19 protein-coding genes are annotated in these 23736 nt (G+C 69.0%); 9 read left to right on the top strand and 10 right to left on the bottom strand.

Going from position 1 to position 23736, the window contains the following annotated elements; all coding sequences use genetic code 11:
- Positions 1-102 precede the first annotated feature (102 nt).
- Positions 103-510: a hypothetical protein gene (locus AAEX57_RS09775; protein ID WP_342092703.1), complete on the bottom strand. Its 408-nt coding sequence runs from the start codon at positions 508-510 to the stop codon at positions 103-105.
- Positions 511-676: 166 nt separating this feature from the next.
- On the opposite strand from AAEX57_RS09775, the gene AAEX57_RS09770 reads away from it, so the two are divergent.
- On the top strand, positions 677-1375 hold the full coding sequence (locus tag AAEX57_RS09770) for an SDR family oxidoreductase (RefSeq protein ID WP_342092702.1): 699 nt from the start codon (positions 677-679) through the stop codon (positions 1373-1375).
- A gap of 326 nt (positions 1376-1701) precedes the next feature.
- Here AAEX57_RS09770 and AAEX57_RS09765 read toward each other — a convergent pair whose 3' ends face one another.
- The 5 genes from AAEX57_RS09765 to AAEX57_RS09745 all read right to left on the bottom strand — a co-directional run bounded on the left by AAEX57_RS09765 (position 1702) and on the right by AAEX57_RS09745 (position 6732).
- Positions 1702-2466 carry an ECF transporter S component gene (locus AAEX57_RS09765; RefSeq protein WP_342092701.1) on the bottom strand — a complete coding sequence of 255 codons (765 nt, stop codon included), beginning with the start codon at positions 2464-2466 and terminating at the stop codon, positions 1702-1704.
- 76 nt (positions 2467-2542) lie between these two features.
- Positions 2543-4141 (bottom strand): ABC transporter ATP-binding protein, encoded by a 1599-nt coding sequence (locus AAEX57_RS09760; RefSeq protein WP_342092700.1) that lies wholly within the window; start codon positions 4139-4141, stop codon positions 2543-2545.
- Complete coding sequence (locus AAEX57_RS09755; protein ID WP_446721154.1) at positions 4138-5205, bottom strand: CbiQ family ECF transporter T component; 1068 nt, start codon at positions 5203-5205, stop codon at positions 4138-4140. The genes AAEX57_RS09760 and AAEX57_RS09755 overlap by 4 nt, the downstream gene beginning before the upstream one ends.
- Before the next feature lie 6 nt (positions 5206-5211).
- On the bottom strand, positions 5212-6213 hold the full coding sequence (locus AAEX57_RS09750; RefSeq protein ID WP_342092698.1) for a magnesium transporter CorA family protein: 1002 nt from the start codon (positions 6211-6213) through the stop codon (positions 5212-5214).
- Between the two features lie 6 nt (positions 6214-6219).
- A complete protein-coding gene (locus AAEX57_RS09745) occupies positions 6220-6732 on the bottom strand; it encodes an NUDIX hydrolase (protein ID WP_342092697.1) in 513 nt (170 codons plus the stop codon).
- A gap of 142 nt (positions 6733-6874) precedes the next feature.
- Here AAEX57_RS09745 and AAEX57_RS09740 point away from each other — a divergent pair, with 142 nt between their 5' ends.
- The 3 genes from AAEX57_RS09740 (at position 6875) to AAEX57_RS09730 (ending at position 10489) form a co-directional block, all read left to right on the top strand.
- Positions 6875-8650: an acetyl/propionyl/methylcrotonyl-CoA carboxylase subunit alpha gene (locus AAEX57_RS09740; RefSeq protein ID WP_342092696.1), complete on the top strand. Its 1776-nt coding sequence runs from the start codon at positions 6875-6877 to the stop codon at positions 8648-8650.
- 103 nt (positions 8651-8753) lie between these two features.
- Entirely contained in the window at positions 8754-9617 is an 864-nt protein-coding gene (locus AAEX57_RS09735; RefSeq protein WP_342092695.1) for a hypothetical protein, read from the top strand.
- A complete protein-coding gene (locus AAEX57_RS09730; RefSeq protein WP_342092694.1) occupies positions 9617-10489 on the top strand; it encodes an alpha/beta hydrolase in 873 nt (290 codons plus the stop codon). Before AAEX57_RS09735 ends, AAEX57_RS09730 begins: the two co-directional genes overlap by 1 nt.
- A gap of 16 nt (positions 10490-10505) precedes the next feature.
- Here the strand turns inward: AAEX57_RS09730 and AAEX57_RS09725 are convergent, their stop codons facing one another.
- Complete coding sequence (locus tag AAEX57_RS09725) at positions 10506-11933, bottom strand: NAD(P)H-quinone dehydrogenase (protein WP_342092693.1); 1428 nt, start codon at positions 11931-11933, stop codon at positions 10506-10508.
- A gap of 48 nt (positions 11934-11981) precedes the next feature.
- Between AAEX57_RS09725 and AAEX57_RS09720 the strand changes: the two genes are divergently transcribed.
- The 5 genes from AAEX57_RS09720 (at position 11982) to AAEX57_RS09700 (ending at position 18772) form a co-directional block, all read left to right on the top strand.
- Positions 11982-12806 carry a purine-nucleoside phosphorylase gene (locus AAEX57_RS09720; RefSeq protein WP_342092692.1) on the top strand — a complete coding sequence of 275 codons (825 nt, stop codon included), beginning with the start codon at positions 11982-11984 and terminating at the stop codon, positions 12804-12806.
- A gap of 24 nt (positions 12807-12830) precedes the next feature.
- Complete coding sequence (locus AAEX57_RS09715; protein WP_342092691.1) at positions 12831-14048, top strand: hypothetical protein; 1218 nt, start codon at positions 12831-12833, stop codon at positions 14046-14048.
- A 77-nt stretch (positions 14049-14125) separates the two neighbouring features.
- Entirely contained in the window at positions 14126-15790 is a 1665-nt protein-coding gene (locus tag AAEX57_RS09710) for a phospho-sugar mutase (protein WP_342092690.1), read from the top strand.
- A gap of 127 nt (positions 15791-15917) precedes the next feature.
- Positions 15918-17753 carry a DUF2207 domain-containing protein gene (locus AAEX57_RS09705; RefSeq protein WP_342092689.1) on the top strand — a complete coding sequence of 612 codons (1836 nt, stop codon included), beginning with the start codon at positions 15918-15920 and terminating at the stop codon, positions 17751-17753.
- 53 nt (positions 17754-17806) lie between these two features.
- The gene (locus AAEX57_RS09700) at positions 17807-18772 is read left to right on the top strand and encodes a CPBP family intramembrane glutamic endopeptidase (protein ID WP_342092688.1); all 966 of its coding nucleotides are present in this window, start codon (positions 17807-17809) and stop codon (positions 18770-18772) included.
- Between the two features lie 254 nt (positions 18773-19026).
- Here AAEX57_RS09700 and AAEX57_RS09695 read toward each other — a convergent pair whose 3' ends face one another.
- From AAEX57_RS09695 to AAEX57_RS09685, 3 genes are all read right to left on the bottom strand, one after another.
- The gene (locus AAEX57_RS09695) at positions 19027-20928 is read right to left on the bottom strand and encodes a cell wall-binding repeat-containing protein (protein WP_342092687.1); all 1902 of its coding nucleotides are present in this window, start codon (positions 20926-20928) and stop codon (positions 19027-19029) included.
- Between the two features lie 472 nt (positions 20929-21400).
- Positions 21401-22297: a Sir2 family NAD-dependent protein deacetylase gene (locus AAEX57_RS09690; RefSeq protein ID WP_342092686.1), complete on the bottom strand. Its 897-nt coding sequence runs from the start codon at positions 22295-22297 to the stop codon at positions 21401-21403.
- Positions 22298-22339: 42 nt separating this feature from the next.
- Positions 22340-23686 carry a toxic anion resistance protein gene (locus AAEX57_RS09685; protein ID WP_342092685.1) on the bottom strand — a complete coding sequence of 449 codons (1347 nt, stop codon included), beginning with the start codon at positions 23684-23686 and terminating at the stop codon, positions 22340-22342.
- Between the last annotated feature and the right edge of the window lie 50 nt (positions 23687-23736).

Below are 23736 nucleotides of genomic sequence, written 5' to 3'. Positions count from 1 at the left end.
GCCCGTCATGATCTCGCACTTGCTCGGCATGGCGCTGAATCTATCCTGACGCGGCCTCGTGGTGCCAATTGGGCCACGATGTGGCCAACTGGCCCCGCCCGATCAGCTGCGCTGCTGCCGCAGTGTGAGGGCACAGAGCGCCTCGGAACAGGTGAAGGCTCCTTGCCAATCGTTGCGGTGGAAGAGCAGCGAGTCGTTGGCATTGGCGTCGATCTGCCAACCGTCGGGCAGCCGGGTGGCGAGCCAGCCCGCCAGTAGCTTGCGCTGCGAGGTCTCGAAGGTGAGCGTGACCACATTCGGCTGGTCGATCCGGCTGGTCACGGTGCTCTGCCCAGGCAGCAGGAAGTCCGACGGCCCGTGGTTGAGCAGCAGATCACGCAGCGTCACGGCGTCGGCGGGGACGCTGACCGACTCGCCTGGCGTGGGCGAGGTCACGGCGGCCTGGGGCGCGGCGGAACACCCGGCCAGCAGCACCATGGCCGTGGCCGCAGCCAGCACTCGTCGCTTCACCTGATCAGCCTACTGGCCCGTCCCCAGCCCGAGCAGAGCACAGTGCCCGGCACAGGAGCACGGTGGCCGCTCGACCAGCTCAGGGCCCACGGTTGGCCAGGCGCACCACGCAACCACGATGGCCGAGCCCGTCGAGGCCTCCGCAACGGCCCCGTAGGCTGGCGGCATGAGCACCAACGAACGCCCCGTTGCCCTTGTCACCGGCGCCAGCCGCGGGATCGGCCTGGCCATCGCCCGACGGCTGGCCGACAGCCACCACATCCTGGTGGGCGGTCGCGACGCCGATGCGGTGCAGTCCGTCGTCGACGACCTGCCGAGCGCTTCACCCTTCGTCTGCGAGCTCACCGACGAGCAGGCCACGTCCGCGGCGGCTGCCCAGGTGCAGCGGCTCGACGTGCTGATCCACTCCGCCGGGATCGGGGTCAGCGGCGACGTCGGCCAGGCCACCCGCGAGCAGTGGCGGCAGGTCTTCGAGGTGAACGTGATCGCGGTGGCGGACCTGACCCGGCTGCTGCTCCCCCGGTTGCGCGACGCCCGCGGGATGGTGGTCACCATCAATTCCGGCTCCGGCTTCCACTCCGGCCCCGGCGGCGGCCTCTATTCCGGCTCCAAATTTGCGCTGCGCGCCCTGACCGACGCGCTGCGCGAGGAGGAACGCGGCACCGTGCGGGTCAGCTCGATCCATCCCGGCCGGGTCGACACCGACATGCAGGTGGACCTGCAGGCCCAGAAGGGTCGCCCCTACGTCGCGGAGGAACACCTGCGCCCCGAATCCGTTGCCGAGGCGGTGGCGTTGGCGGTGTACGCCAGCCCCGAGGCGATGGTGGAGGAGCTCAGCATCCGCCCTGTCTTCAAGGCCCGATGAGGCACCGTTCACGAACATCTAGCGCCTGGGCGAGCGGGTGGCCGGGGCGGCCGTCCTCGGGCCTGCAATTCTGGCGGGCCGGCTGTTTCTCAAGGATTCCTTATCGTGCCAACGCCGCCATTTCCCGCCAGAACTGCAGCCCGCCTGACCGGGTCCGCCCAAGATGGCAAGAAAATGACGGTTTGAACGTGCCAAGAATTTTCTGTGTCCACCAGACTGCCAAGTTGAGCGAGCTCTGGGCTAGGTACCCAAGTCAGCTCGCTCCGGGGCACCCTGGCCGAACGTGATGGGTGCTGGGAACCGTGGCTGGGGTGGGAGCGATGGTCTCAGGCATCCGCGAAGGCGGCCCGTCGAGCGGCTCGACGCAGGATCCGCAGCAAAGCCGGCCCGAGCAGTACCACCAGCACCGCATTGGTCACCGACCGCGCCGCATTCCAGCCCATCGAGGTGGCCAGGTTGAACAGCACGAAGTGGTGCAGGTTGGTGGCCAGCGAGGCCGTCGGGTCGAAGGAGAGCTCGGCGGCATTGCCCAAGTTGAAGGGCCAGAAGGCCAGATCCATCAGCCAGCCGTAGCCGAAGCCGCTGACAAAGCCGTAACCGGCCAGCAGCGCGATCTCCCACCGGCCGCGCAGGTGCGGCAGCAGCCCGGCGCCGAGCCCGACGAAGCCGGCGGCGATCATCTGGAAGGGTAGCCAGGGCCCCATCCCCGCGGTGATCAGCGCCGACGCCAGCAGCGTGCTGTTGCCCAGGATGAAGCCGAAGCCCGGCCCGAAGACCCGCCCGGCCAGGATGATCAGCAGGAAGACCAGCTCAATCCCAGCCGTGCCCGCACCCAGCGGCCGGACGGCGGCGCCCACGGCCGAGAGCACCCCGAGCATCGCGATCGCCTTCACGTCCAGGTCGTCATTGGAGAGCTCGGTCATCACCAGGGCGATCACCACCGGCAGCAGCAACGCGAAGACCAGCGGGGTGTGGCCGTCGCCGGACACGCCCGCGCCGGGGCGCCACAGCAGCGGCCAGCAGAAGGCCAGCAGGCACATCACCGCGGCGACGCTGAGCAGCAGCGCCGAACGCCAGGAGACGCGCACCACGGCGGGGCGGCCCCTCGACGGGCTCGGGGAACGTGGCTGGGTTCCAGCTCCAGGGGAACGCGGGCGAGTGCATGGCTCAGTCATGACGCACCGCCCGGGCCACCTCGTCGGGGGTGAGCAGCTCGGTGGGGTGGAAGATCTTGCTGACCTGCGGCGCGAAGGTCGGCGAGCTGGTGCACACCTCCCGGGTGGGGCCGTCGGCCACCACGTCGCCGTCGGCCATCACGATGGTGCGCTGGCTGACCGCGGCCGCGAATTCCACGTCGTGGGTGCTGATCAGAATGCAGGAGCCCTCGGCGGCCAGGGCGTCGACGATCCGTTGCAGGTGCTGCTTCATGGCGTAGTCCAGGCCGCGGGTGGGCTCGTCGAGCAAGATCAGCGCGGGTCGGGCCGAGAGCTGGATGGCCAGCACCAGCGCCAGCCGCTGCCCTTCGGAGAGGTCGCGCGGGTGCCGTTCCGGGTCCAGGCTGGCGCCCAGCTCGGCCAGGATGCCGACGGTGGTGCCCGCCGGGGATCCAGTCTCCCGGTCGGCCTGGGCACATTCCTGCCCGACAGTGGGCAGGTAGAGCAGGTCGGTGGCATTCTGCGGCACCAGCGAGACCACCTCCCGGGCGCGCGCCGCACCCAGGCTGCGCGGATCCTGGCCGTCGATCTGCAGCAGGCCGGTGCTGAGCGTCGCCCCTTGCAGGGCCCACATCAGCGACGACTTTCCGGCGCCATTGCGGCCCATCAGGGCGGTCACGCTGCCTCGCCGGAAGGTCAGGCTGAGGTTGTTCACCGCCACCAGCTCGTCATAGGCCACCCGGAGCTTCTCGATCCGGGCCACCGGCTCCCCGTCGGGCTGGCTGGGCTCCGGGGGCAGTTCGCGCAGGGTGATCTGTTCCGCGCGGACCCGACGACGGGCGTCGCGCACGCTCAGCGGCACCTCAGGCCAGTCCAGCACCCTGGCCAGGGCGCTGAGCGGCGGCACGACGTCGGCCCGGGCCAGCACCGCGGAGGCAGGGCCGAGCTGGGCCGAGCCGTCCCCGGGCAGCCAGAGCACGCTGTCGGCGGCGTGCATCACCCGCTCCAGCCGGTGTTCGGCCAGCACCACCGTCAACCCCACCTCATGCACCAGGGTGGTGATCGAGGCCAGCACATCCTGCGCGGCGGTGGGGTCAAGCGCACTGGTGGGTTCGTCCAGCACCACCACGCGGGGCTGCGCGGCCAGCACCGCGGCGATCGCCACCCGTTGCTGCTGGCCGCCGGAGAGCTCGATCAACGGGCGGCGGCGCAGTTGGGCGATGCCCATGATGTCCAGCGTCTCCTCCACCCGTTTGCGCATCGCCTGCGGGCTGAGCCCCAGCTGTTCCATCCCGTAGGCGACCTCGTCCTCCACCCGGTCGGTGACGAAACCTGCCAGCGGGTTCTGCCCGACGTAGCCCACCAGATCGGCCATCTCCCGCGGCCGGTGGGTGCGGGTGGAACGCTCCCCCACCCGCACCTCGCCAGTGAGGTGGCCGCCGGTGAAGTGCGGCACCAGGCCGTTGATGGCACCCAGCATGGTGGACTTGCCGGTGCCGGTGCGGCCCACCACCAGGCACAGGTCGCCGTCGGGAATGGTGAAGTCCAGGTGGCTCAGGGTGGGAGCCTGGGCCCCGGGGTGGCGGATGGTCACGTCGTCGAAGGTGATCACAGTTCGTCCTTCGGGGGTGCGGTGGTGGTCAGCAGTGGCAGGGCGACGGCGACGACGGGCAGCAGCATGCGCACGTCGAGCTGGGGCCAGACCGGTGGCGAGGCGGACGGCGTCATCACGTCGGGGATGGTGCGCAGCAGCCACAGGACCAACAGCCCGGCCGCCACGCCGGAGACGCACAGCGACCATTCCGGCCAGCGCCACGGGTCGGGCCGGTAGCGGGTGACGGCCAGCCGACGGCCGGAGCGGCGCAACCCGAAGACGGCCATCGCCAGCCCGACAGCAAGAAAGGCCCAGGCCCACCACCCTGAGCCGGGCACGCCGAGCAGCAGGAAGGTGGCCAGGGTGATCAGCACGGTGGCGGCCAGCAGTGACCAGGTGACCAGTCGGCCGACCGGCTGCTGGGCGTGGGTGCGTCCGTAGCCACGGGCCTCCATCCCGGCCGCCAGCAGCAGGGAGCGTTCGATCGCATCCTCCAGCACCGGCACCACCACCGCCTGCACCGCATGCCAGCCGCGGCTGGCGCCGCCACGCAGCCGTCGGGCCCGGCGGACCCGCTGCACGCTCTCGATCAGCTGCGGCGCCACGCTGAGCGCCACCACCAGCGCGACGCTGAGTTGGTAGAGCGCGGGCGGCACGGCGCGCAACGCGCGTTTGGGATTGGCCAGGGCATTCGCGGCGCCGACGCACAGGAGCATTGCCACCAGTCGCAGGGAATCGTAGAGGGTGTAGACCATGCCGTCCAGGCTCACCGGGCCGCCCAGCCGGATGCCCGCTGCCCAGGCCGGCAGCCGCAGCTCGGGCAGGGTGCACAGCACCTGGCCGGAGCGGTTGACGCCCATCAACAGCTGGAAGACCATCCGGATTCCCAGCACCACCAGCGCAATCGTGACGTACGCTCCGGCCGCGCGGGCCCACGGCGCCCGGGTGCGACGGGCCAGCACCACGGCCCAGACGGCGGCCACCAGCAGCACCACCAGCAGCGGATTGTGCACCGGGCTGACGGCTGCCGCGCAGCCCAAAGCCCAGGCCCACCACGCCATGGGATGGATGGTTCGGTTCACCGTCGCTCAGATCCAGTCACGCTTCTTGAGCATCACGTACAGCCCGACGGTGCCCAGCACCATCAACACCACCGACTGCCACAGGCCGAAGGCGGTGGCGAAACCCGGGTAGGGCACGTTCTGGCCGAACCAGCCTGTGACGGCGGTGGGCACGGCGATCACCGCGGCCCACCCGGCCAGCTTCTTCATGATGGTGTTCAGCCTGGCGTCCTGCAGCGATAGGTTGGTCTCGAAGACCGATCCGATCATGTCCCGCAGGCTCTCGGTCCACTCCGCGGCACGCAGGCAATGGTCGTAGAGGTCCTCGAAATAGCCGTCCAGGCCGTTGTGGTGGGGCAACACCTTCTCCCCCGGTCTCATCAGGCTGGCCACCACCTCCCGCATCGGCAGCACCACCCGCCGCAGCTGCACCAGCTCCTTGCGCAGCTGGTAGCTGGATCGCTGCACCTGCTGGATCTGCGGCGTCTCGGCAAAGAGCACGTCCTCCAGTTCCTCGATCGCGTCATCGAGCCGTTGGATCGTCTCGAAGTGACCGTCGACGACGGCGTCAAGCAGCCCGTGCAACAGCGCGCCCACACCGGCGACCAGCAGGTCCGGATCCTGATCCCACTGGTCCACCACCTGGTCCAGGTCGAAGCGGTCGTCGCGGCGAACCGTCACCAGGCCGCGGGGCAGAACGAAGGCGGAGATCCGGGAGGTGACCAGCCGGGAGTCATGGCCACGCTCCCGCGCCTGCAGGTCGGTTGCGTAGACGGAGACGAAGGTGTGGTTGGCGTGCCGCGACGCCTTGGGCCGTTCCCCCGGCGCCACCGCGTCCTCGACGGCATGGGCATCCAGCTGCAATTCGTCGGCAAGCCGCTGCAGGTCGCCGGCGTTGGTGCCCCCGGCCATGCACAGATCCAGCCAGACCAGCGCACCGTCGGTGGCCAGATGCTCGTCCAGCCGGTCCAGGTCGAAGTCCTCGGCAAGGAGCCGACCGTCCTGCCACAGGCGCGAGCGCAGGCCCATCGGCGGTCAGTTCTCGGCCAGGAAGGCCGTGGCGGCCTCGACGCCGAGCAACACCTCGGGCGGGTTGGCTGCGGCGATGAGGATGCGCCGCCGCTGGATCTCGGTCATGGGCTGTGGCAGGTCATCCAGGTCGAACCAGCCGACGCCGACGGATTCGTCGTCGCCCACCGCGGCCTCACCGCCGACCCAGCGGGCGCGGAAGGTGTGGTCCAGGTAGTCGTTCTGGTCGCCATTGTCGTACTGCATCAGGCCGGTGGGGCTCATCCAGACCAGCCGCTCGATCTCGATCTGCACGCCGGCCTCCTCCTCGGCCTCCCGGATGGCGGCGACGTGCGGATCCTCCCCCGGCTCGACGATCCCGCAGATCGGCGTCCAGGAGCCGTTGTCGGAACGTTGCACACACAGCACTTGCTCACCGCGGGGTCCGGGCCGAAGCACGACGGCGGTGGTTCCGGGCAGCCACAGCATGGCGTGGCCGATGGACTTGCGCAGGTCCAGGATGAACTCGGGAGTTGGCATGGCGCCCAGAATAGTGCCGCCAGATCCCAAGGTTTTCGTTCCACACTGTGAGTGACCCTGTCCAAGCGCCTCCACCGGGGGCCACAAGGCCATAGACTCCGAGCAGCAAGGCCCATGCAGAAGGCCAGTTCAAGGAGGAACAGTGGGAAACCAGATCACCAAGGTGCTCGTGGCGAACCGCGGCGAGATCGCCGTCCGGGTGATTCGTGCCGCCGCCGATGCGGGGATCGGAAGCGTCGCAATCTATGCCGACAGCGACTCCGAAGCCCTCTTCGTCAAGCTCGCCGACGAGGCCTTTGCGCTCAACGGGGCCACCCCCGCCGAGACCTACCTGAATGTTGACAAGATCCTGGACATCGCCAAGCGCAGCGGCGCCAACGCGATCCACCCCGGTTATGGCTTCCTGGCCGAGAACGCCTCCTTCGCCCAGGCCGTGATCGACGCCGGTCTGATCTGGATCGGCCCCTCGCCCGAGGCCATCGAGAACCTGGGCGACAAGGTGAAGGCCCGTCACATCGCCCTCAAGGTGGGCGCACCGCTGGTGCCGGGCACCCCGGATCCGGTGGCGGATGCCGACGAGGTCGTCACCTTCGCCAAGGAACACGGCCTGCCAATCGCCATCAAGGCGGCCTTCGGTGGTGGCGGTCGCGGCCTGAAGGTGGCCCGCACCATGGAAGAGGTGCCCGAGCTCTTCGAGTCCGCCACTCGTGAGGCGGTCACCGCCTTCGGCCGCGGCGAGTGCTTCGTCGAGCGTTACCTGGACAAGCCCCGCCACGTCGAGACCCAGTGTCTCGCGGACCAGCACGGCAATGTCGTCGTGGTCTCCACCCGTGACTGCTCGCTGCAGCGCCGCCACCAGAAGCTCGTCGAGGAGGCGCCCGCGCCCTTCCTCACCGACGACCAGTTGGAGCGGCTGTACGCGTCGTCGAAGGCCATCCTGAAGGAGGCCGGCTACGTCGGCGCCGGCACCTGTGAGTTCCTGGTGGCCCAGGACGGGCTGATCAGCTTCCTCGAGGTGAACACCCGTCTGCAGGTGGAGCACCCGGTCTCCGAAGAGGTCACCGGTCTTGACCTGGTGCAGCAGATGTTCCGGATCGCCAGCGGCGAGGAGCTCGGCTTCGACGATCCCGAGATCCGCGGCCACTCGATCGAGTTCCGGATCAATGCCGAGGATGCGGGCCGCAACTTCATGCCCGCCCCCGGCACCCTGGTCAAGTGGGAGCCGCCGACCGGCCCCGGCGTGCGCGTCGACGAGGGCTACCACGCCGGCATGACCGTGCCCGGTTCCTTCGACTCGCTGGTTGCCAAGGTGATCGTCACCGGCACCAGCCGGGAGAATGCCCTGGCCCGTTCGCGCCGCGCCCTCAAGGAGCTGAAGCTGGAAGGCATGCCCACCGTGGTGCCCTTCCACAAGGCGGTGCTCGATGACCCGGCCTTCATCGGCGACGGTGAGAAGTTCGGCGTCTACACCAACTGGATCGAGACCGAGGCCGACCTGAAGGTTGCCCCCTACACCGGCGAGCTGGGCGAGGCGGACGACGTTCCCGAGCCCACCACCGTCGTGGTGGAGGTCAACGGCAAGCGGCTCGAGGTCAAGCTCCCCGGCAACCTGGCCACCTCGGCCAAGCCGTCCGGCAGCAAGGCCAAGCGGCCCACCAAGCGTGACCGGGGCGACGCCAAGGCGTCGGCACCGTCCGGCAACTCGCTCACTGCGCCCATGCAGGGCACCGTGGTGAAGATCGCAGTTGAGGAGGGCGCCGCCGTGGAGGAGGGTGACCTGGTGGTGGTGCTGGAGGCCATGAAGATGGAGAACCCGGTCACCGCTCACCGCGCCGGTGTGGTCAAGTCGCTGGCCGCCGAGGCCGGGGCCACCGTCAACGCCGGGCATGTGCTCTGCGAGATCGTCGATCCTGAGTGATTCTCAGCAGGTGACCCCTGGTTGCCTGTGAAGTCTCCATGAAGTTCCCGTGAGGCGGGCCCACAACTTGGGCCCGCCTCACGCATGCCGCAGACTGGGAAGCATGTTTGAACTCTTCCTGGTCTTCGCGGTGATTGCCGTGGTGTGGGGCCTGTTCCAGTCCAGCCGGCAGCGGCGAGCCGTGGAGGCCCGTCAGGCCGCCGAGCTGGAGGCTGCCCTGACCACCAGCCGTCGGGCCGCCGACGAGGATGTCACCAAGTTCGGCGAGGAATTGCAGCGACTCGATTCCCAGGTCGCCGGGAATCCGCTGGACGGTGCGATGCGGCAGGACTACGAGCGGGCGCTGGACGCCTACGAGAACGCCAAGGCCTCGCTGGCCGCGGTGACCCGGCCCGAGGAGATCAAGCACGTCACGGAGATCCTGGAGGACGGTCGCTACGCCATTGCCTGCGTGAATGCGCGGGTGGCCGGCCAGCCCTTGCCGCAGAAGCGCCCGCCGTGCTTCTTCAACCCGGCACACGGCCCCAGCACCCAAAACGTGAAGTGGACTCCCCCGGGCGGCGCCGAACGCGACATCCCGGCCTGCGCCGCCGACGCCGAACGGGTGCTGGCCGGCGCCGACCCGTACATCCGCACCGTCCAGGTGGGTGCCCAACGGGTGCCCTACTGGCAGGGCGGCCCCGCCTATGGCCCGTGGGCACAGGGCTACTACTCCGGCTGGTCCGGCTCCAACCTGATCCGCGACATTGCCATCGGCTCGTTGGTCTTCCACGGCATGGGCGCCATGTTCGACGGGGTCGGCGGCTTCGGTGACGGGGTCGGCGGCTTCGGTGACGGGGTCGGCGGGTTCGGTGACGGGTTCGGGGATGTGGGTGAGGGCGTGGGCGAGGGCTTCGAGGGCATCGGCGACGGCGTCGGCGACTTCTTCGGGGGCGTCGGCGACTTCTTCGGAGACTTCGGCGACTGATGCCAACCCTGCGTGGCGCGCTGACCGCTCTCGGCCTGGCCGGGGGCGGTCTTGCCGTCGGCGTCCTGGCCGCGGCGCACCAGATCAGCGGGCCGCAGCGGCCCTCCCTGGCCTATGCCATGAGTCCCTTCGAGGTGGGCCTCGCCGCCGAGGATGTCAGCTTCACCGCCGACGATGGCACCCGGTTGGCCGGTTGGTGGTTCGAGCGGCCCGGCGCCGAGCACGTCGTGGTGGTCTGCCACGGACACCGGGGAAGCAAGGCAGACATGCTCGGGATCGGCCCCGGGCTGAGTCGGGCCGGCGCATCGGTGCTGGCCTTCGACTTCCGCGGCAACGGGGATTCCGCCGACGGGCCGCAATCCCTGGCCCACTACGAGCAACAGGATCTGCTGGCGGCACTGGACTGGGTATCGGCCCGCTGCCCCGACGCGGAGATCGACGTGGTCGGCTTCTCCATGGGTGCGGCCGTGGCCCTGTTGGTGGCGGCCCGGGATCCGCGGGTCGCCCGGGTGGTGGCCGACTCCCCCTTTGCCGACATGCACGGCGTGATCGCGGCCGCCGCCACGGGGATGCATCTGCCGCCCGTGCCGCTGGTCCAACTGGTGGATCGCGCCACCCGGCTGCGCTACGGCTACCGTTTCGCCGATGTGCAGCCGATCGACGTGGTGGGGCTGATCGCTCCCCGGCCGCTGATGCTGATCCACGGCACCGAGGATTCGGTGATTCCCGTCGGGCATGCCCACCGGCTGGCGGCGGCCGCCGGGAATGCAGCAGTGGTCCACATCGTTTCCGACGTGGACCACTGCGGTGCCTATTTTGCGGACCGTCCCGGCTACATCGCCCGGGTGGCGACCTTCCTGGGCCTGGGCTGACCCGGACGGGCCCTGCTCAGACCTGCGTCTTGGACGGCTTCTCCGGGTGGGCATGCAGGTGCAGGCGTCGCGCCGCCTCCGCGATGGAACCGGACATCGACGGGTAGACCGTGAAGTCGTGGCTGAACTGGTCAACCGTGATCTTCTCCGCCACCGCCAGGGAGATGGAGTGGATCAGTTCGGAGGCGTGCGGGGCCACCACGACGCCGCCGACGATGATCCCGGTGACGGGCAGGCAGAAGAGCTTCACGAAGCCGTCGCTGACGCTCTGCATCTTGGCGCGCGGGTTGCCGGCCAGTGGCAGCATGATCTGCCCGATGTCCATCGTGCCCTCGTCAGCCTCCTTCTGGGTCATGCCGACGGTGGCGATCTCCGGCGCGGTGAAGACATTGGACGACACCGACTTGAGGTTGAGCGGCGCCACCGCGTCGCCCAGCGCATGCCACATGGCGATCCGGCCCTGCATGGCTGCCACCGACGCCAGCGCGAAGACGCCCGTGCAGTCACCGGCGGCGTAGATGGTGCGCGACGAGGTCCGCGAGACCTTGTCCACCTCGATGTGCCCGCTGGGCTTCAGCGTGACCCCGGCCTCTTCAAGACCGATGCCCTGGGTGTTGGGGATGGAGCCGACGGCCATCAGGCAGTGCGAGCCGCGCACCTCGCGGCCGTCCTCCAGCCCGACGACCACCTCGTCGCCCTCACGACGGGCGCTCACGGCGCGGCATTCGCTCATGATCTCCATGCCGCGACGCTCGAAGACGTCCTGCAGCACCCGTGCGGCGTCCTGGTCCTCGCCCGGCAGCACCTGGGTGCGGGAGCTGACCAGCACCACGTCGACGCCCAGCGCGTCGTAGGCATTGGCGAACTCGGCGCCGGTGACGCCCGAACCCACCACGATCAACCTGGTGGGCAGCTCGCACAGGTTGTAGACCTGCTTCCAGTTCAGGATCCGCTCGCCGTCGCACTTGGCCTCGGGCAGTTCCCGCGGGGTGGTGCCGGTGGCCAGCAGCACGATGTCCGCGCCGAGCTCCTGTTCCCCGGCATCCGTGGTGACGACGATCTCGCTGGCGCTCTTCAGCTTGGCCTCACCCAGGATCACGGTGACGCCGAACTTCTCCATGCTCTTGCCGATGGATTCGGACTGGGCCCTGGCCAGCTCCAGCACTCGTCCGTTGACGGCCTTCAGGTCCACCTCCACCGAGGAGACGACGGAATCGTCGTCGCCGGAACTGGTCACCTTCAGGCCCAACTGACCGGCACGCTCGATCATGCTCATCACCTCCGAGGTGGCAATGAGTGTCTTCGACGGAACGCAGTCAGTGAGCACGGCAGCGCCGCCGAGCCCAGTACGCTCCACGAGAGTCACCTCCGCGCCAAGCTGCGCCGCCACAAGAGCGGCTTCGTATCCTCCGGGGCCTCCACCAATGATCACAACTCTGGTCACGGGGTCATTGTTCCATGCTTTCGCGTCACTGCCCCTATTGTTGAGCGCGTGATGCAGAGCGATTTCCAGGACCCCACGGTCATGGCCGACGACGCCGCCGAACACGTCCGCCGGGAACTGTTGTCCCCCGCCGGTCTGGACCACATCGACCTGGCGCTGGTGCTCGGTTCCGGCTGGAACCAGGGCGTCGACCAGCTGGGCGACGAGATCGTCACCGTGCCGTTGGACGGGATTCCCGGCTTCAGCAAACCCGTGGTGCAGGGGCATGGCGGCGCGCTGCGCCTGGCCCGGACCGCCGCTGGCAAGGTGGCGATGGTGCTCACCGGTCGCACCCACTACTACGAGGGACGCGGTGTGGAACCCGTCGTGCACGGCGTGCGGACCGCCGCCGCGCTGGGGGCATCGACGCTGGTGCTGACCAATGGCTGCGGTGGACTGGATCCGGCCTGGACTCCCGGCACGCCGGTGCTGATCAAGGACCACATCAACCTGACCGGCGCCACCCCTCTGCGCGGCGCCACCTTCATCGACATGTCCGAGGCCTACAGCCGTCGGCTGATCGCGTTGGCTCGCGAGGTGGATCCGGGCCTGCCCGAGGGCGTCTACGTGCAGTTCAGCGGGCCGCAGTACGAGACCCCGGCCGAGGTGAAGATGGCCGGCGTGCTGGGCGGCAGCCTGGTGGGCATGTCCACCGCGCTGGAGACGATCGCCGCCCGCGAGGCCGGGCTGGAGGTGCTGGGCATCTCCCTGGTGACCAATGCCGCCGCCGGCGTGACCGACGCCCATCTGGACCACGCCGAGGTGCTGACCGCGGGCAAGGACGCCGGCCCCAAACTCACCGAGCTGCTCAACGGGCTGCTCGGGCGGCTGTGACCAGCTGGCCCTGAGACCCACAGCATGAATTCAGCGCCACGAGGTGTCCGGCACGGCTTTCGCGACGCCACGGCCCTGCGTGCGTTGCTGGTCAGCGTGATCATCACCACCGGCATCGTGGTCCATGAGCAACGCTCGGGTGCCCAGTCGGCCTTCCAATGGACCCCCGAGCAGTGGATGCACCATTCCCGCACCCATCTTGTCCACCGAGTCTTCTATGAACGGCCCATGACCACTCGGCCGGCGCTGCTGATGATCGAGCAGCTGGGGCTGACACCTGTGCTCGCCTACTCGCTGATCTGGTTGCCGGCCCTGTGCGTACTGGGATGGTCCTGCTTCGTCCTGGGCAGGGCGGTCACGGACAGTGAGGCAGGAGGGTGGGGCAGTCTTGCATTGACGATGCTCTCCTGGCCGATGATTCACCTGTTCAGCCTGCCGTCGGCAGCCTGGGACGATCCGGTCCAGTTCATGTTCCTGTCAACGGCGCTGGCCTGGTTCGCCGTCTGCTGGCGGCAGCAACGACCGGCCGTTGGGTGGGCAGGGTACTTCATCTTCTATTCGCTGGGCCTGCTGGCCCGGGACAGCGGGTTGCTGCTGATGCCTGCCCTGCTGTTGTTGGTGCTGACGCTGCCCGAACGGACGACCTTCGCCACGGTGTTGCGCACCGGGACCCTGGTGCTCTCCCCTGCGACAACCTTGGCCCTCTGGCAGCTTTGGGTGCGTCAGCGTGAGGTGGCCTGGTCACCGGGTATTCCCCGGGACCAGCACGCGCGGCTCAATTTTGCCAACGGGTGGGAATCGCTGCACTCGCTCACCGCAGCGGCGGCGGTGCTGGTGCCCTTCTGCTACCTGCTCGTCCTGTCGCGACGGCACCTTGCCCGACGCGTCTGGTGGGCGCTGTGGGTGGCCGTGGTGCCGAACACCGTCGTGGTTTTGCTGGCCACCCTGGCCCACGAGTTCCGGCTCTTCTTCCTCCCGGTCCTGGTGTTGGCCCCCATCGTCGGCTGGGCGGCCCGTGACGAGCTGGCGCTGCCCTTCCGACGTCACAACCTGATGGAGTTGCTCGACGGGAACGCGGTGGTGCTCCTGGCGCTGGTTGGCCTGGCCACCGTCGCGCTCGCGGCCTATGGCTTCCCCGGACGCCCGATGCCCCACCGGAATCTGGACAGCGTGGCTCCGTTGCTGTTCACTGCCCTGCACGCCGTGGCCTGGCACCGGGCGCGGTTGACCAGTCGCCCCTGAACGCTGCCGGCCACCCTTCACTTCTTTCGGTGCATGACCCACTAGCGTTGACCCTGCCGAACGACAAGGAGCGCCACATGATCACCGCCGACCTGCGCCGCCGGGTACTCACCTGGATCGCCGAGGACCCCGACGCCGACACGCAGGCCACCCTCGCAGAATTGCTGGCTGCCAGCGATGCCGGTGACCAGACCGCCACCGACGAGATCACCAGTGCCTTCGCCGGGCCGTTGACCTTCGGCACCGCCGGGCTGCGCGCCGCCCTGGGCCCCGGACCGGGCCGGATGAACCGCGTCGTGGTCAGCCAGGCCGCGGCCGGGTTCGCCGCCTGGCTTCAGGAACAGGGCCACGCGGGTGGCAAGGTGCTGATCGGCTACGACGCCCGCACCAAGTCCGACGTCTTCGCCCGGGACACGGCCGAGATCTTCGCCGGGGCAGGTTTCGAGCCCATCCTGTCCGACAACCATGTTCCCACCCCCGTCGTCGCCTTCGGCATCACGCACCTGGGCTGCGTCGCCGGGATCGTGGTGACCGCCAGCCACAACCCGCCGGCGGACAACGGCTACAAGGTCTACCTGGGCGACGGCTCGCAGATCGTCCCGCCCGCCGACGAACAGATCGCCGACCAGATCAGCCTGGCCGCCGCCCGCCCGCTGCACGAACTGCCCCGTGGCACGGAGTACGCGCTGGTCGGGCAGGAACTCGTTGACGCCTACTGCGAGGTGGCCGCCGGCCTCTTCCCGTCCGAGGCCCCCCGCCAGATCGACTGGGTCTACACCGCAATGCACGGCGTCGGCGCCCGCGTCGTGGAGCAGGCCGTCGCCGCGGCCGGATTCCCCGCCGCGATCCCCGTCGGGCAGCAGCACGACCCGGACCCCACCTTCCCCACCGTCGCCTTCCCCAACCCGGAGGAGCCCGGCGCGATCGACCTGGCCCTGGAGCTCGCGGAGCAGACCGACGTGGACCTGGTGATCGCCAACGATCCCGACGCGGATCGCTGCGCCATCGCCGCCCCCTTCCCCGTCGTCGGTTGGCGGATGCTGACCGGCGACGAACTGGGCTCCCTGCTCGGCGACGACGCCATTCGTCGCAACGTGCCGGGCACCTACGCCAACTCGGTGGTCTCCTCCACCCTGCTGGGCACCATGGCGAAGGCCGCCGGCAAGCCACACGCCACCACCCTGACGGGCTTCAAGTGGATCGGCCGCGTGCCGGACCTGGCCTTTGGTTACGAGGAGGCCATCGGCTATTGCTGCGACTCGGCGCACGTCCCGGACAAGGACGGCATCACCGCCTGCCTGACCATCCTGCGGCTGGCCGCGGCCCTGAAGGCCGAGGGCCGGACCATCGCCGACCGGCTGGACGAGATCGCGCGGGCCCATGGCGTGCACGCCACCGGCCAGCTCAGCGTCCGGGTGGAGGATCTGCAGATCATCCGCGACGCCATGGCCAAGCTGCGCGGCAATCCGCCCGCCACCCTGCTCGGCGAGCCGGTGAGCGTCCGTGACCTCAACCAGGGCACGGACGAGCTGCCGCCCACCGACGCCATCGAGCTGACCGGCGAACGGGTGCACGTCGTCGCCCGCCCCTCGGGCACCGAGCCCAAGCTGAAGTGCTACCTGGAGGCCCGGGTCTCCGCCGACGAATCCGCGGCCGACCTGAAGGCGGCTCGGCAACAGGCCGCCGAAATGCTCACCGCCATCCGCGACGAGATGGCGGCCGCCCTCGGCGTCCAGCCCTGACCTGGCGGGCCTGGACAAGCTCGGCCACGATCCCCGAGCCTGTCCACGGGCCGCACAGACGGAGCGACTCCGCCCCCAAACTCCTTCCGATCCCTGGTGCGCCCCCGGCTCCGGGTAGCGTGGAGGCATGACCTCTGTGCGCTGGCTACGTTCCCTGTTGGTCGCCCTGTTGCTGGGCGTGCTCGGCGGCCTCGGGCTGACGACGAGCCCTGCCCACGCGGAGGATTCCGACGCTTGGCAGATCACCCGCTACGACACGGTCGCCGACATCGCGCAGAACGGCACCGCCAAGGTCACCACCACCATCGACTTCGACTTTGCCCATGACCCCGGCCACGGGCCCTACCTGACCTTCGTCACCCGGCAGGGCATCAAGGGTGACCCGGATCACTGGCGGCAGATCAAGATCAGCAATGTGCGGGTGACCAGCCCCACCGGTGCGGCCGCCGACCTGAAGAAGAGCACCAGCGGCGGCGTGCTCACCCTGCGCGTCGGCCGGGAGGGCCGGACCTATACCGGCGTCCAGCGCTATGTGGTGAGCTACACCCTGCGCGGCATCGTCGAGCCCAAGCAGGCCCAGAGCAAGCTGGACGAGGTCAACTGGATGGCGATCGGCGACGGTTTCGAGGTGCCGATCCGCAATGCCAAGATCACCCTGAACCTGCCCGCATCCACCACCCGGACCCAGTGCTGGGTGGACAGCAATGAACCCTGCCAGGAGGCCAGTGCCGACGGCCGCACGGTGGTCTACCAGCACCGGAACCTGGGCAAGGGAACCTACCTGCAGGTGGTCGCGGGGCTGCCCGCGGGCACCTTCGTCGGGGCGGAACCGACGCTGACCACCCGCGCCAACCCGGCCAAGGCCTTCGCCCCCACGGGGTTGAATGCCGGCGGGGCCGCGGCCGTCCTGCTGGGTGCGGGTGCGATGCTGCTGCGAGCCGTGCGGCGTCATGGCCGCGACGAGGTCTACACCGGCCTGACCCCGGGTCTCACCCCGGCGGCCGGCGGCGAATCCGCCACCAGTCGGAGCAGCCGCAAGGCACCGGTCGCGGTGCAGTTCACCCCCCCGGATGCCCGCCCGGGCGAGATCGGCACCCTGGTGGACGAGCGCGCCGACCGGCGTGACGTCGTCGCCACCCTGATCGACCTCGCAGTCCGCGGCCACATCCAGATTGCCCAGACCGGCAAGAAGGATTGGACCTTCACCCTGCTGGACTCCCCCAAGCACGAGCTGCTGCCGCACGAACACCAGTTGCTCGCCTCGCTCTTCCGCAAGTCCGGCCAGGTGACGACGCACGACTTGCGCAACCAGAGCTATGCCAAGCTCTTCCCGGACAACAAGGCCGCGCTGTACAAGCAGGTGGTGGGCGGCCGGCACTGGTTCAACAGCTCGCCGGAGACCACCCGGGCCGTCTGGCTGGGGATCGGCATCGGCATCGCTGTGCTCGGCGCCCTGGGTGCGGCGCTGGGCCTGATGGCCTTCAGCATGGCGCTGCCCGGGATCGCGCTGATGATCGTCGGGATCCTGACCGCGATCTGCGCCCCAATCATGCCGGCCCGCACCGCGACGGGTTCCGCAGCGCTCTCCCAGGCCCGGGGCTTCGAGCTCTACCTGCGCACCGCCGAGGCGGACCAGCTGCGCTTCGAGGAGGGCGAGGACATCTTCTCAAAATACCTCCCCTGGGCCATCATGTTCGGCGTCGCCGACCGGTGGAGCAAGCTCTTCGAGCAGCTGGCCGCGGAAGGCCGCTACGACCTGCAGCCCACCTGGTACCTCGGCAACAACTATGGCTTCGGCTACGGCTACCTGAGCTCGTCGATGGGCTCGCTGGGTGACTCGTTCAGCTCCGCCATGCAGGCCTCACAGGCCTCCGCTGCTGCGGCCTCTGCCCGCTCGTCTGGCGGCTCCGGCTTCTCCGGCGGCGGCGGTGGCTTCGGTGGCGGCGGTGGCGGCGGCTGGTGAGTGGCCAGCGCCAGCAGGCTGCCCCGGCCGCTGAGACCCCCGCCTCCTGAGCCATGCTCGGCAGAGACGAGCGTCACATCTCCACTGCCCATCTCCCCGACCTGGGGGATCGGCTGGACACCGAGGTTGCCCTGGGCCGACGATCCGCCCCCGACCAGCCCCCGCACACCGGCGGGCGCTGGTGGCATGATCCGGCCAATCCGCTGCTGCGCGCCCTGCTCTTCGTTTTGGTGCTGGCAGTCGCCGCCCTGGGCACCGTCCCCTTCGAGACCGACGGGCGGGCACCCGACCACGTCTACCTGCTCGCCCAGCTGGTCGGCAGCATCGTCGGTTACCTGGTGGTGGTCCTGCTGCTGGAGGGCCGGCGGCCACCCGTCGAGCTGGCTCCGCATCGGGCCGGTGGCCTGCTGATCGGGCTGGCGCTCGGGGCGGGCTGCTGCCTGCTGGTCTTCCTGGTCTGCCTGGCGGGCGGCTGGCGCACCATCAGCGGCACGAATCCCGACGCGCCAATGCTGATGCCGCTGTTGCAGCTGGGGGTGGTGGCCAGCGTGAGCGAGGAGATCATCTTTCGCGGCCTGCTCTTCCGGCTGGTCGAGGCCGGTCTGGGCACCTGGGGTGCGGTGCTGGTCTCCGCGCTGGTCTTCGGCGCGGTGCACCTGAGCAATCCGCAGGCCAGCTGGTGGGGTGCGGTGGCGATCGCGCTGGAGGCTGGCGTGATGTTCGCCCTGCTGTACGCGCTGACCCGCAGCCTGTGGCTGGTGATCGGCGTGCACGCCGCGTGGAATGTGCTGCAGGGCCCGGTGCTGGGATCGGCCGTCTCCGGCGCCACCGCCAATGGTGACGGTCTGCTCATCACCCAGCCGGCCGGGCCGGAGCTGCTCTCCGGAGGCGTCTTCGGGCTGGAGGCGTCTTTGGTCAGCGTCGTCGTCTGGCTGGCCGCCTCCGGCTGGCTGGTTCGACGACTGCTGGTCCGACGGTTGGTGGTGGCCCCCAGCTGGCGTCGCCACTGGGTGCTCTGATGGCCAGGCGCAGCCGACGCTTGGGGCCAAAGATTCCGCAGCGCTGGAATCAGCTGCCGAATTCTTCCAGAAAAGACAGTCAGAAACTCTTGACAAAAGCAGCGAATCCCTGACTTGGGGCTCAGCAATTCACCTGCCGTCCATCTTTCATTTCCCCAAAGAATGACAAAACGGCCGAAGCCCTGCTTCCCCGAAGGGAAGCAGGGCCCCGGACTGTTCAGCCGACCATGGGGACGAGCCCCATGGAGCTTTGATCACTTGGCCTTGACGGCGGCCTGGATCTCCTTGAAGACCGACGCGTTGACGGTGGGGGTGCCACCGATCACGATCGCGCCAGCGGGCTGCGAGAGCTCCTTGGTGTTGCGCAGGTAGTTCTCGACGCTGTAGGGCAGGTCGTTGCCCTTGGTCAGCAGCAGCGGGTTGGCGTACTGAGCCGAGTAGGAACCGGCGACCAAGGCGTCCGAGAAGATCAGACCACTGGCAACGGTCGGGTAGACGTCGCCCTTGAAGAACTTCTTGGCCAGGTTGACCGAGACCTCGTAGCGGTCGGCGCCGGGCACCCGGTACATCGCGTCCTTGCCAGCCGCGTTGATCGCGTCGGCGCCGACGGGGATGTACTGACCGTTGACCACCTGGGACGGAGCGGCGGCCGAGTAGTTCTTCTTCCACTTCAGCGCGAACTCACCCAGCTTGTCGCCATCGCGGTTGGCGGTACCGGTCAGCAGGACAACACCCTTGACGTTGACCGCAGCCGGGCCGGTGCTCAGGGCATCGGTGAAGACCCGACCGGTGGCCAGGAAGGCCGGGGCAGCGCCCGCCTTGCCGGCAGCCTTGACGGCCGCGTCACGAGCCGCGTTGAGGGCGACAGCCGCATCCTTGATCGCACCGGGCAGCGGACGCTTCGCGGTGGCGTCAGCCAGCGCGGTGGTGGCGGCGGCCAGCTTGGCGGCGGCCTTGGCCAGAGCGGCATCGGCGGCGGCCTTGGCGGCGCGAGCGGCGTTCAGCTGCTCCTGAATGGCGGCCATGTCCTTGGCGACGGCGGCGTTGGCGGCGGTGGCCGCGGCGGCCTTCTGCAGGGCCAGGGCAGCCACGGAGACGGCCTCGGTCTTGGCGTTCACGTTGGCCAGGTCAGCGGCAACCTTGGTGTTGGCAGCGCCGATGGCGTCCTGGATGGTCTGGGTCTCGGTGACACCCAGCACGCCCATGGCAGCGCGGATGGCGGGAGCCTTGTCGCCGGCCTTGGCCAGGTACGCGGCCATGGTGGACTGCAGCTCGGTGGTGGTCAGGTCGGTGGTGGCCAGACCATTGATCACGTTCGCGGCGGCGACGGTCTTGTTGAACTGCTCCTCGGCAACCTGACGGGCGGCGATCGCGTCGTCGTAGGCCTTCTGGGTGGCCGGGGGAACCGAGACGAGCTTCATGGCCAGGTTGTTCAGCTGGGCCACCAGGGCGTTCACCTTGGCGGCGGCAGCCTCGGCGGCTTCCTTCTTGGCGGCGAAGTCCTCGCGAGCAGCGTCGTAGGCCTTCAGCGCGGCCTGGTAGTCAGCCTCGGCCTGCTTGAGGGCCTGCAGGGCATCGTGCGCCTTGGTGACCGAGTTCTCCTTGCCCTGCATGGTGCAGGCGGCGGTCTCGGCGGCGTTGTTGTACGCCACCTCCTGGCGGTTGATGCCACCATTGCGCTCGATCTTGATGTCGCCCAGGATGGCCTTCAGCTGATTCTCGACGGCCACGTTCACGGTGGGCTCGCCACCGGAGATGATGATCCGCTTGACGGTGCCCTTCTTGGACGCCAGGAAGGAATCAACCGGGGCGCCCAGCTTGTTGCCGTAGGTCAGCAGGACGGGGGCGTCCATGCAGCCCGACAGGGGGGCGACGGTGACGGCATCGGGCCACACGTAGCCGGAGGCGATCACGAAGGTGTCGCCCTTGACGCCGGTCTGGGGATCAGCCAGCAGCGCCTTGGCAGCGTTGACCGACACCTCGCGGCGGTCGATGCCACCGATCCGAGCGGCAGTGCCCTCGCCGAACGAAGCGGGCTTCATGCCGTCGTCGATCGGCTTGGGGGCGGCGGCATTGGCCATGCCAGGCGCCATGGTGAGGACGGTGGCGGAAGCCGCGGCGAGAACGCCGAGGCGGGTGATGAACTTGGAACCCATGGAATTAAACTCCTTCTTGCGAAGCTGCCGATGCAACCTCCGCTGAACAGTGGTCTAGAGACATTCGAGACGGGTAATTCCCGGATGACTCTGATGCTGAACATAGCAGCGAGAGTGCCACCGGCCAATCGCTGGTTCATTTGTGGAATCCGGCCCATGAGGAAGAATTCACCAAGTTTGAATGTTCCAAAAAGTCTGGGCCGATCAGTGGAGGAAGCTGAGGATCCAGCCCAGAGCCTGAGGTCTCCGCTTGTCCCAGCACCCTGAGGCAGCCCTGGGGTGAGCCCCCGAGCCATCCCCGATTGCAAGCCCCACAGGTGCTTCACGGTCAGATGACCAAGCATCCAAAGCCCTTGGCTTCAACCAATCCTCAGCTTGGTCTCAGCGGCGTTGTCGGCCCGACCACACCTGCGCCAAGTACTGCCCCTCCGGGTGTGCTCAGCCGACTATTCATCACCATGCCGATCGATGTTCACTCGTCGCCAGATGCCCGCAGAAGTGCGGGGAGTACCACCCCGGTTCCCTCGTCGAGCCGGATGGTGGCCAGCTCGTCGGCCCGGCTGGCGCCCCGGTTGACCACCATCACCGGTTTGCCCTGCTTGTGCATCTGCCGGGCGAAGCGCAGCCCGCTCATCACCGTCAGGGAGCTGCCGGCCACCAGCAGCGCATCGGCCCGGTCACACCAGTCGAAGGCCTGCACCACCCGATCCTTGGGCACCGGCTCCCCGAAAAAGACCACGTCGGGCTTGAGCATTCCCCCACAGTCCAGGCACGGCGGCACGACGAAGTCCTGCCACTCGTCCACCACCGCATCCGCGTCGGGGCGCAGCTCCGCGTGACCCATGTCCGTGCGCGGCAGCACGTCGGGGTTGAGCGCGGCGAGCCGGGGTTGCAGTGCCGCCCGCGAGGTCACCTGGCCGCAGTCCAGGCAGATCACGTCGGCGGAGCGGCCGTGCAGCGTCACCAGCCGGGTGGAGCCGGCGGCCTCGTGCAGCCCGTCCACATTCTGGGTGATCAGCCCCACCAACCGGGTCAGCCCGGCGCCCTGCTCCCAGGCCGCCAGCGCCCGATGCCCCGCATTGGGCTCGGCCCGCCCCAGGTGGGCCCAGCCCTGGTAGTTGCGGGCCCAGTAGCGACGCCGGTTGCGCTCGTCGCCGGTGAACTCGTGGAACATCATCGGGGTCGCCCGTTGGGCCCGCGGCCCGCGGTAGTCGGGCACCCCGGAGTCGGTCGAGATGCCGGCGCCCGTCAGCACCACCACCCCGTCGAGTTCCTCCAGCAACTCCCGGGCATCCTGCACGGTTCCGCGCAGGATGGTGGTGGGTTCCCACGGCCGGGTGGCGCGACGGACATTGACCGGTGCTTTCACGCCGGGCAGTCTACGTCGGGGTCGGGATGGCTCCCGCCGCCCTCAGCGGGCGACGGGCTGGGCGAGCTTCGGCGCCTGCTCCAGCACGGCCTGCGGCAGTTCCGGCGCCGCCGGCAGCTCCAGCTTGTGCTGGCTCTGCGAGACCAACTCGCTGACCGCCTTGTCCAGCCGGTCGGAGCTGGCCAGCATCGCCTGCTGCGCGGTGACGATGGAGCCGACCACCTGCTGGCGGGCCTGCTCGCCATAACGCACCGCCTGCTCGATCCCGGTGGCCTGGGTGTCCAGCGAGGCCGCCACCTCCATGATGGTCTCCGGCCGCAGCGTCGGGGTCTGCATCTGGCGCGCGATCTCCGGGATGGCCCTGCCAGACGCGCTGGCATAGGCCCCCAGCACCTCGTTGGCGCCGTCGGCGACGGCCTGCTGCAAGCCGGCCGCCTGCTGCGCCTGCAGCAGCAACCCCCACTGGGCGATGGTCAGCTTCATCGTCGGGATGGTCAGGTTCACCAGCAGCGCCAGCCGCTGGCCCAGGCCGTAGTGCAGGGCGCGGATGTTGCGGATCTGCGGGCTGGTGGACCAGGCGACGAAGAGCCGCTGCTGGAACTCGTTGATCCGGGTCTGCAGCGCCATGATGAACTCGGTCAGCCGGGCGCGCTCCTCCTGCTTCTCCCGGCTGTCGGGCGAATTCGGGTCGACGACGATAGCGTCGGCCTGCTGGTGCGCCTGCTCCAGCACCGCCTCCATCACCGCGATCACGCCGACCAGCTGGCTGATCGAGGTCTCATTGGCCTTGTACAGCTCGTCGCAGAGCACCACATTGCGCTTCAACTCCATCTGCTTGGTGGCCAGCTGCCCGGCAATTCGGTCCAGCTGCTGCTCCACCGAGCGAGCCTCCTCGAAGAGCATCTCCACCATGTCCCGGCCCCAGTTGAAGACGCCGCGCACCGCGTCGGCAAAGCGCTCGAAGACCTCCCGCACCCGCGGATCGGCCGGATCGTAGCGATGCCGGAATTCCCGCATCCGGTCGTTGATCTGCCGCATGATCGTGGTCAGCTCCGGGATCTGCACGGGGCCGACCTCCTGGAAGATCCGGTTGACCTGCGAGTTCACCGCGGTCAGGGCCTGGTCACCGAAGGTTGCCAGCTTCTGGGTGTCGGCCAGCATGGCGGGAAGCTGCTGGGCCGCCACCGCCCGGGCCTGCTCCTGCTGCTGGGGGCTGAGCATCGCCAGGCAGCTCATCGTTCCCGGCTCGCCACCAGTGGGAAGGGAGGTGCCGCCCTGGGCGGCGGTCGCGGCCTGCTGGGCCATCGCCGCGATACCGCTCTCGGCCGGGCCGGCGGGCTGGGTGGGGGCGCCGGTGATGGCGCCGAAGTCAATGCTCATCTCGGACATGTATGCCTCTCCTGGGGCCCCGGGTGGGCCGCCGTGGTTGGTCTGTGGTC

The sequence above is a fragment of the Luteococcus sp. H91 genome (assembly GCF_038433135.1).
Lineage (GTDB): Bacteria > Actinomycetota > Actinomycetes > Propionibacteriales > Propionibacteriaceae > Luteococcus.
Note: the sequence above shows the minus strand (reverse complement) of the source record. Positions and strands in the feature narration are given on the sequence as shown.

Bases quoted from the DNA above. Each gene is read 5' to 3' on its own strand.
- AAEX57_RS09770 (WP_342092702.1), top strand. From the start codon at position 677: ATGAGCACCAACGAACGCCCCGTTGCCCTTGTCACCGGCGCCAGCCGC.
- AAEX57_RS09750 (WP_342092698.1), bottom strand. From the start codon at position 6,213: ATGGGCCTGCGCTCGCGCCTGTGGCAGGACGGTCGGCTCCTTGCCGAG.
- AAEX57_RS09745 (WP_342092697.1), bottom strand. From the start codon at position 6,732: ATGCCAACTCCCGAGTTCATCCTGGACCTGCGCAAGTCCATCGGCCAC.
- AAEX57_RS09735 (WP_342092695.1), top strand. From the start codon at position 8,754: ATGTTTGAACTCTTCCTGGTCTTCGCGGTGATTGCCGTGGTGTGGGGC.
- AAEX57_RS09730 (WP_342092694.1), top strand. From the start codon at position 9,617: ATGCCAACCCTGCGTGGCGCGCTGACCGCTCTCGGCCTGGCCGGGGGC.
- AAEX57_RS09715 (WP_342092691.1), top strand. From the start codon at position 12,831: ATGAATTCAGCGCCACGAGGTGTCCGGCACGGCTTTCGCGACGCCACG.
- AAEX57_RS09710 (WP_342092690.1), top strand. From the start codon at position 14,126: ATGATCACCGCCGACCTGCGCCGCCGGGTACTCACCTGGATCGCCGAG.
- AAEX57_RS09705 (WP_342092689.1), top strand. From the start codon at position 15,918: ATGACCTCTGTGCGCTGGCTACGTTCCCTGTTGGTCGCCCTGTTGCTG.
- AAEX57_RS09700 (WP_342092688.1), top strand. From the start codon at position 17,807: ATGCTCGGCAGAGACGAGCGTCACATCTCCACTGCCCATCTCCCCGAC.
- AAEX57_RS09695 (WP_342092687.1), bottom strand. From the start codon at position 20,928: ATGGGTTCCAAGTTCATCACCCGCCTCGGCGTTCTCGCCGCGGCTTCC.
- AAEX57_RS09685 (WP_342092685.1), bottom strand. From the start codon at position 23,686: ATGTCCGAGATGAGCATTGACTTCGGCGCCATCACCGGCGCCCCCACC.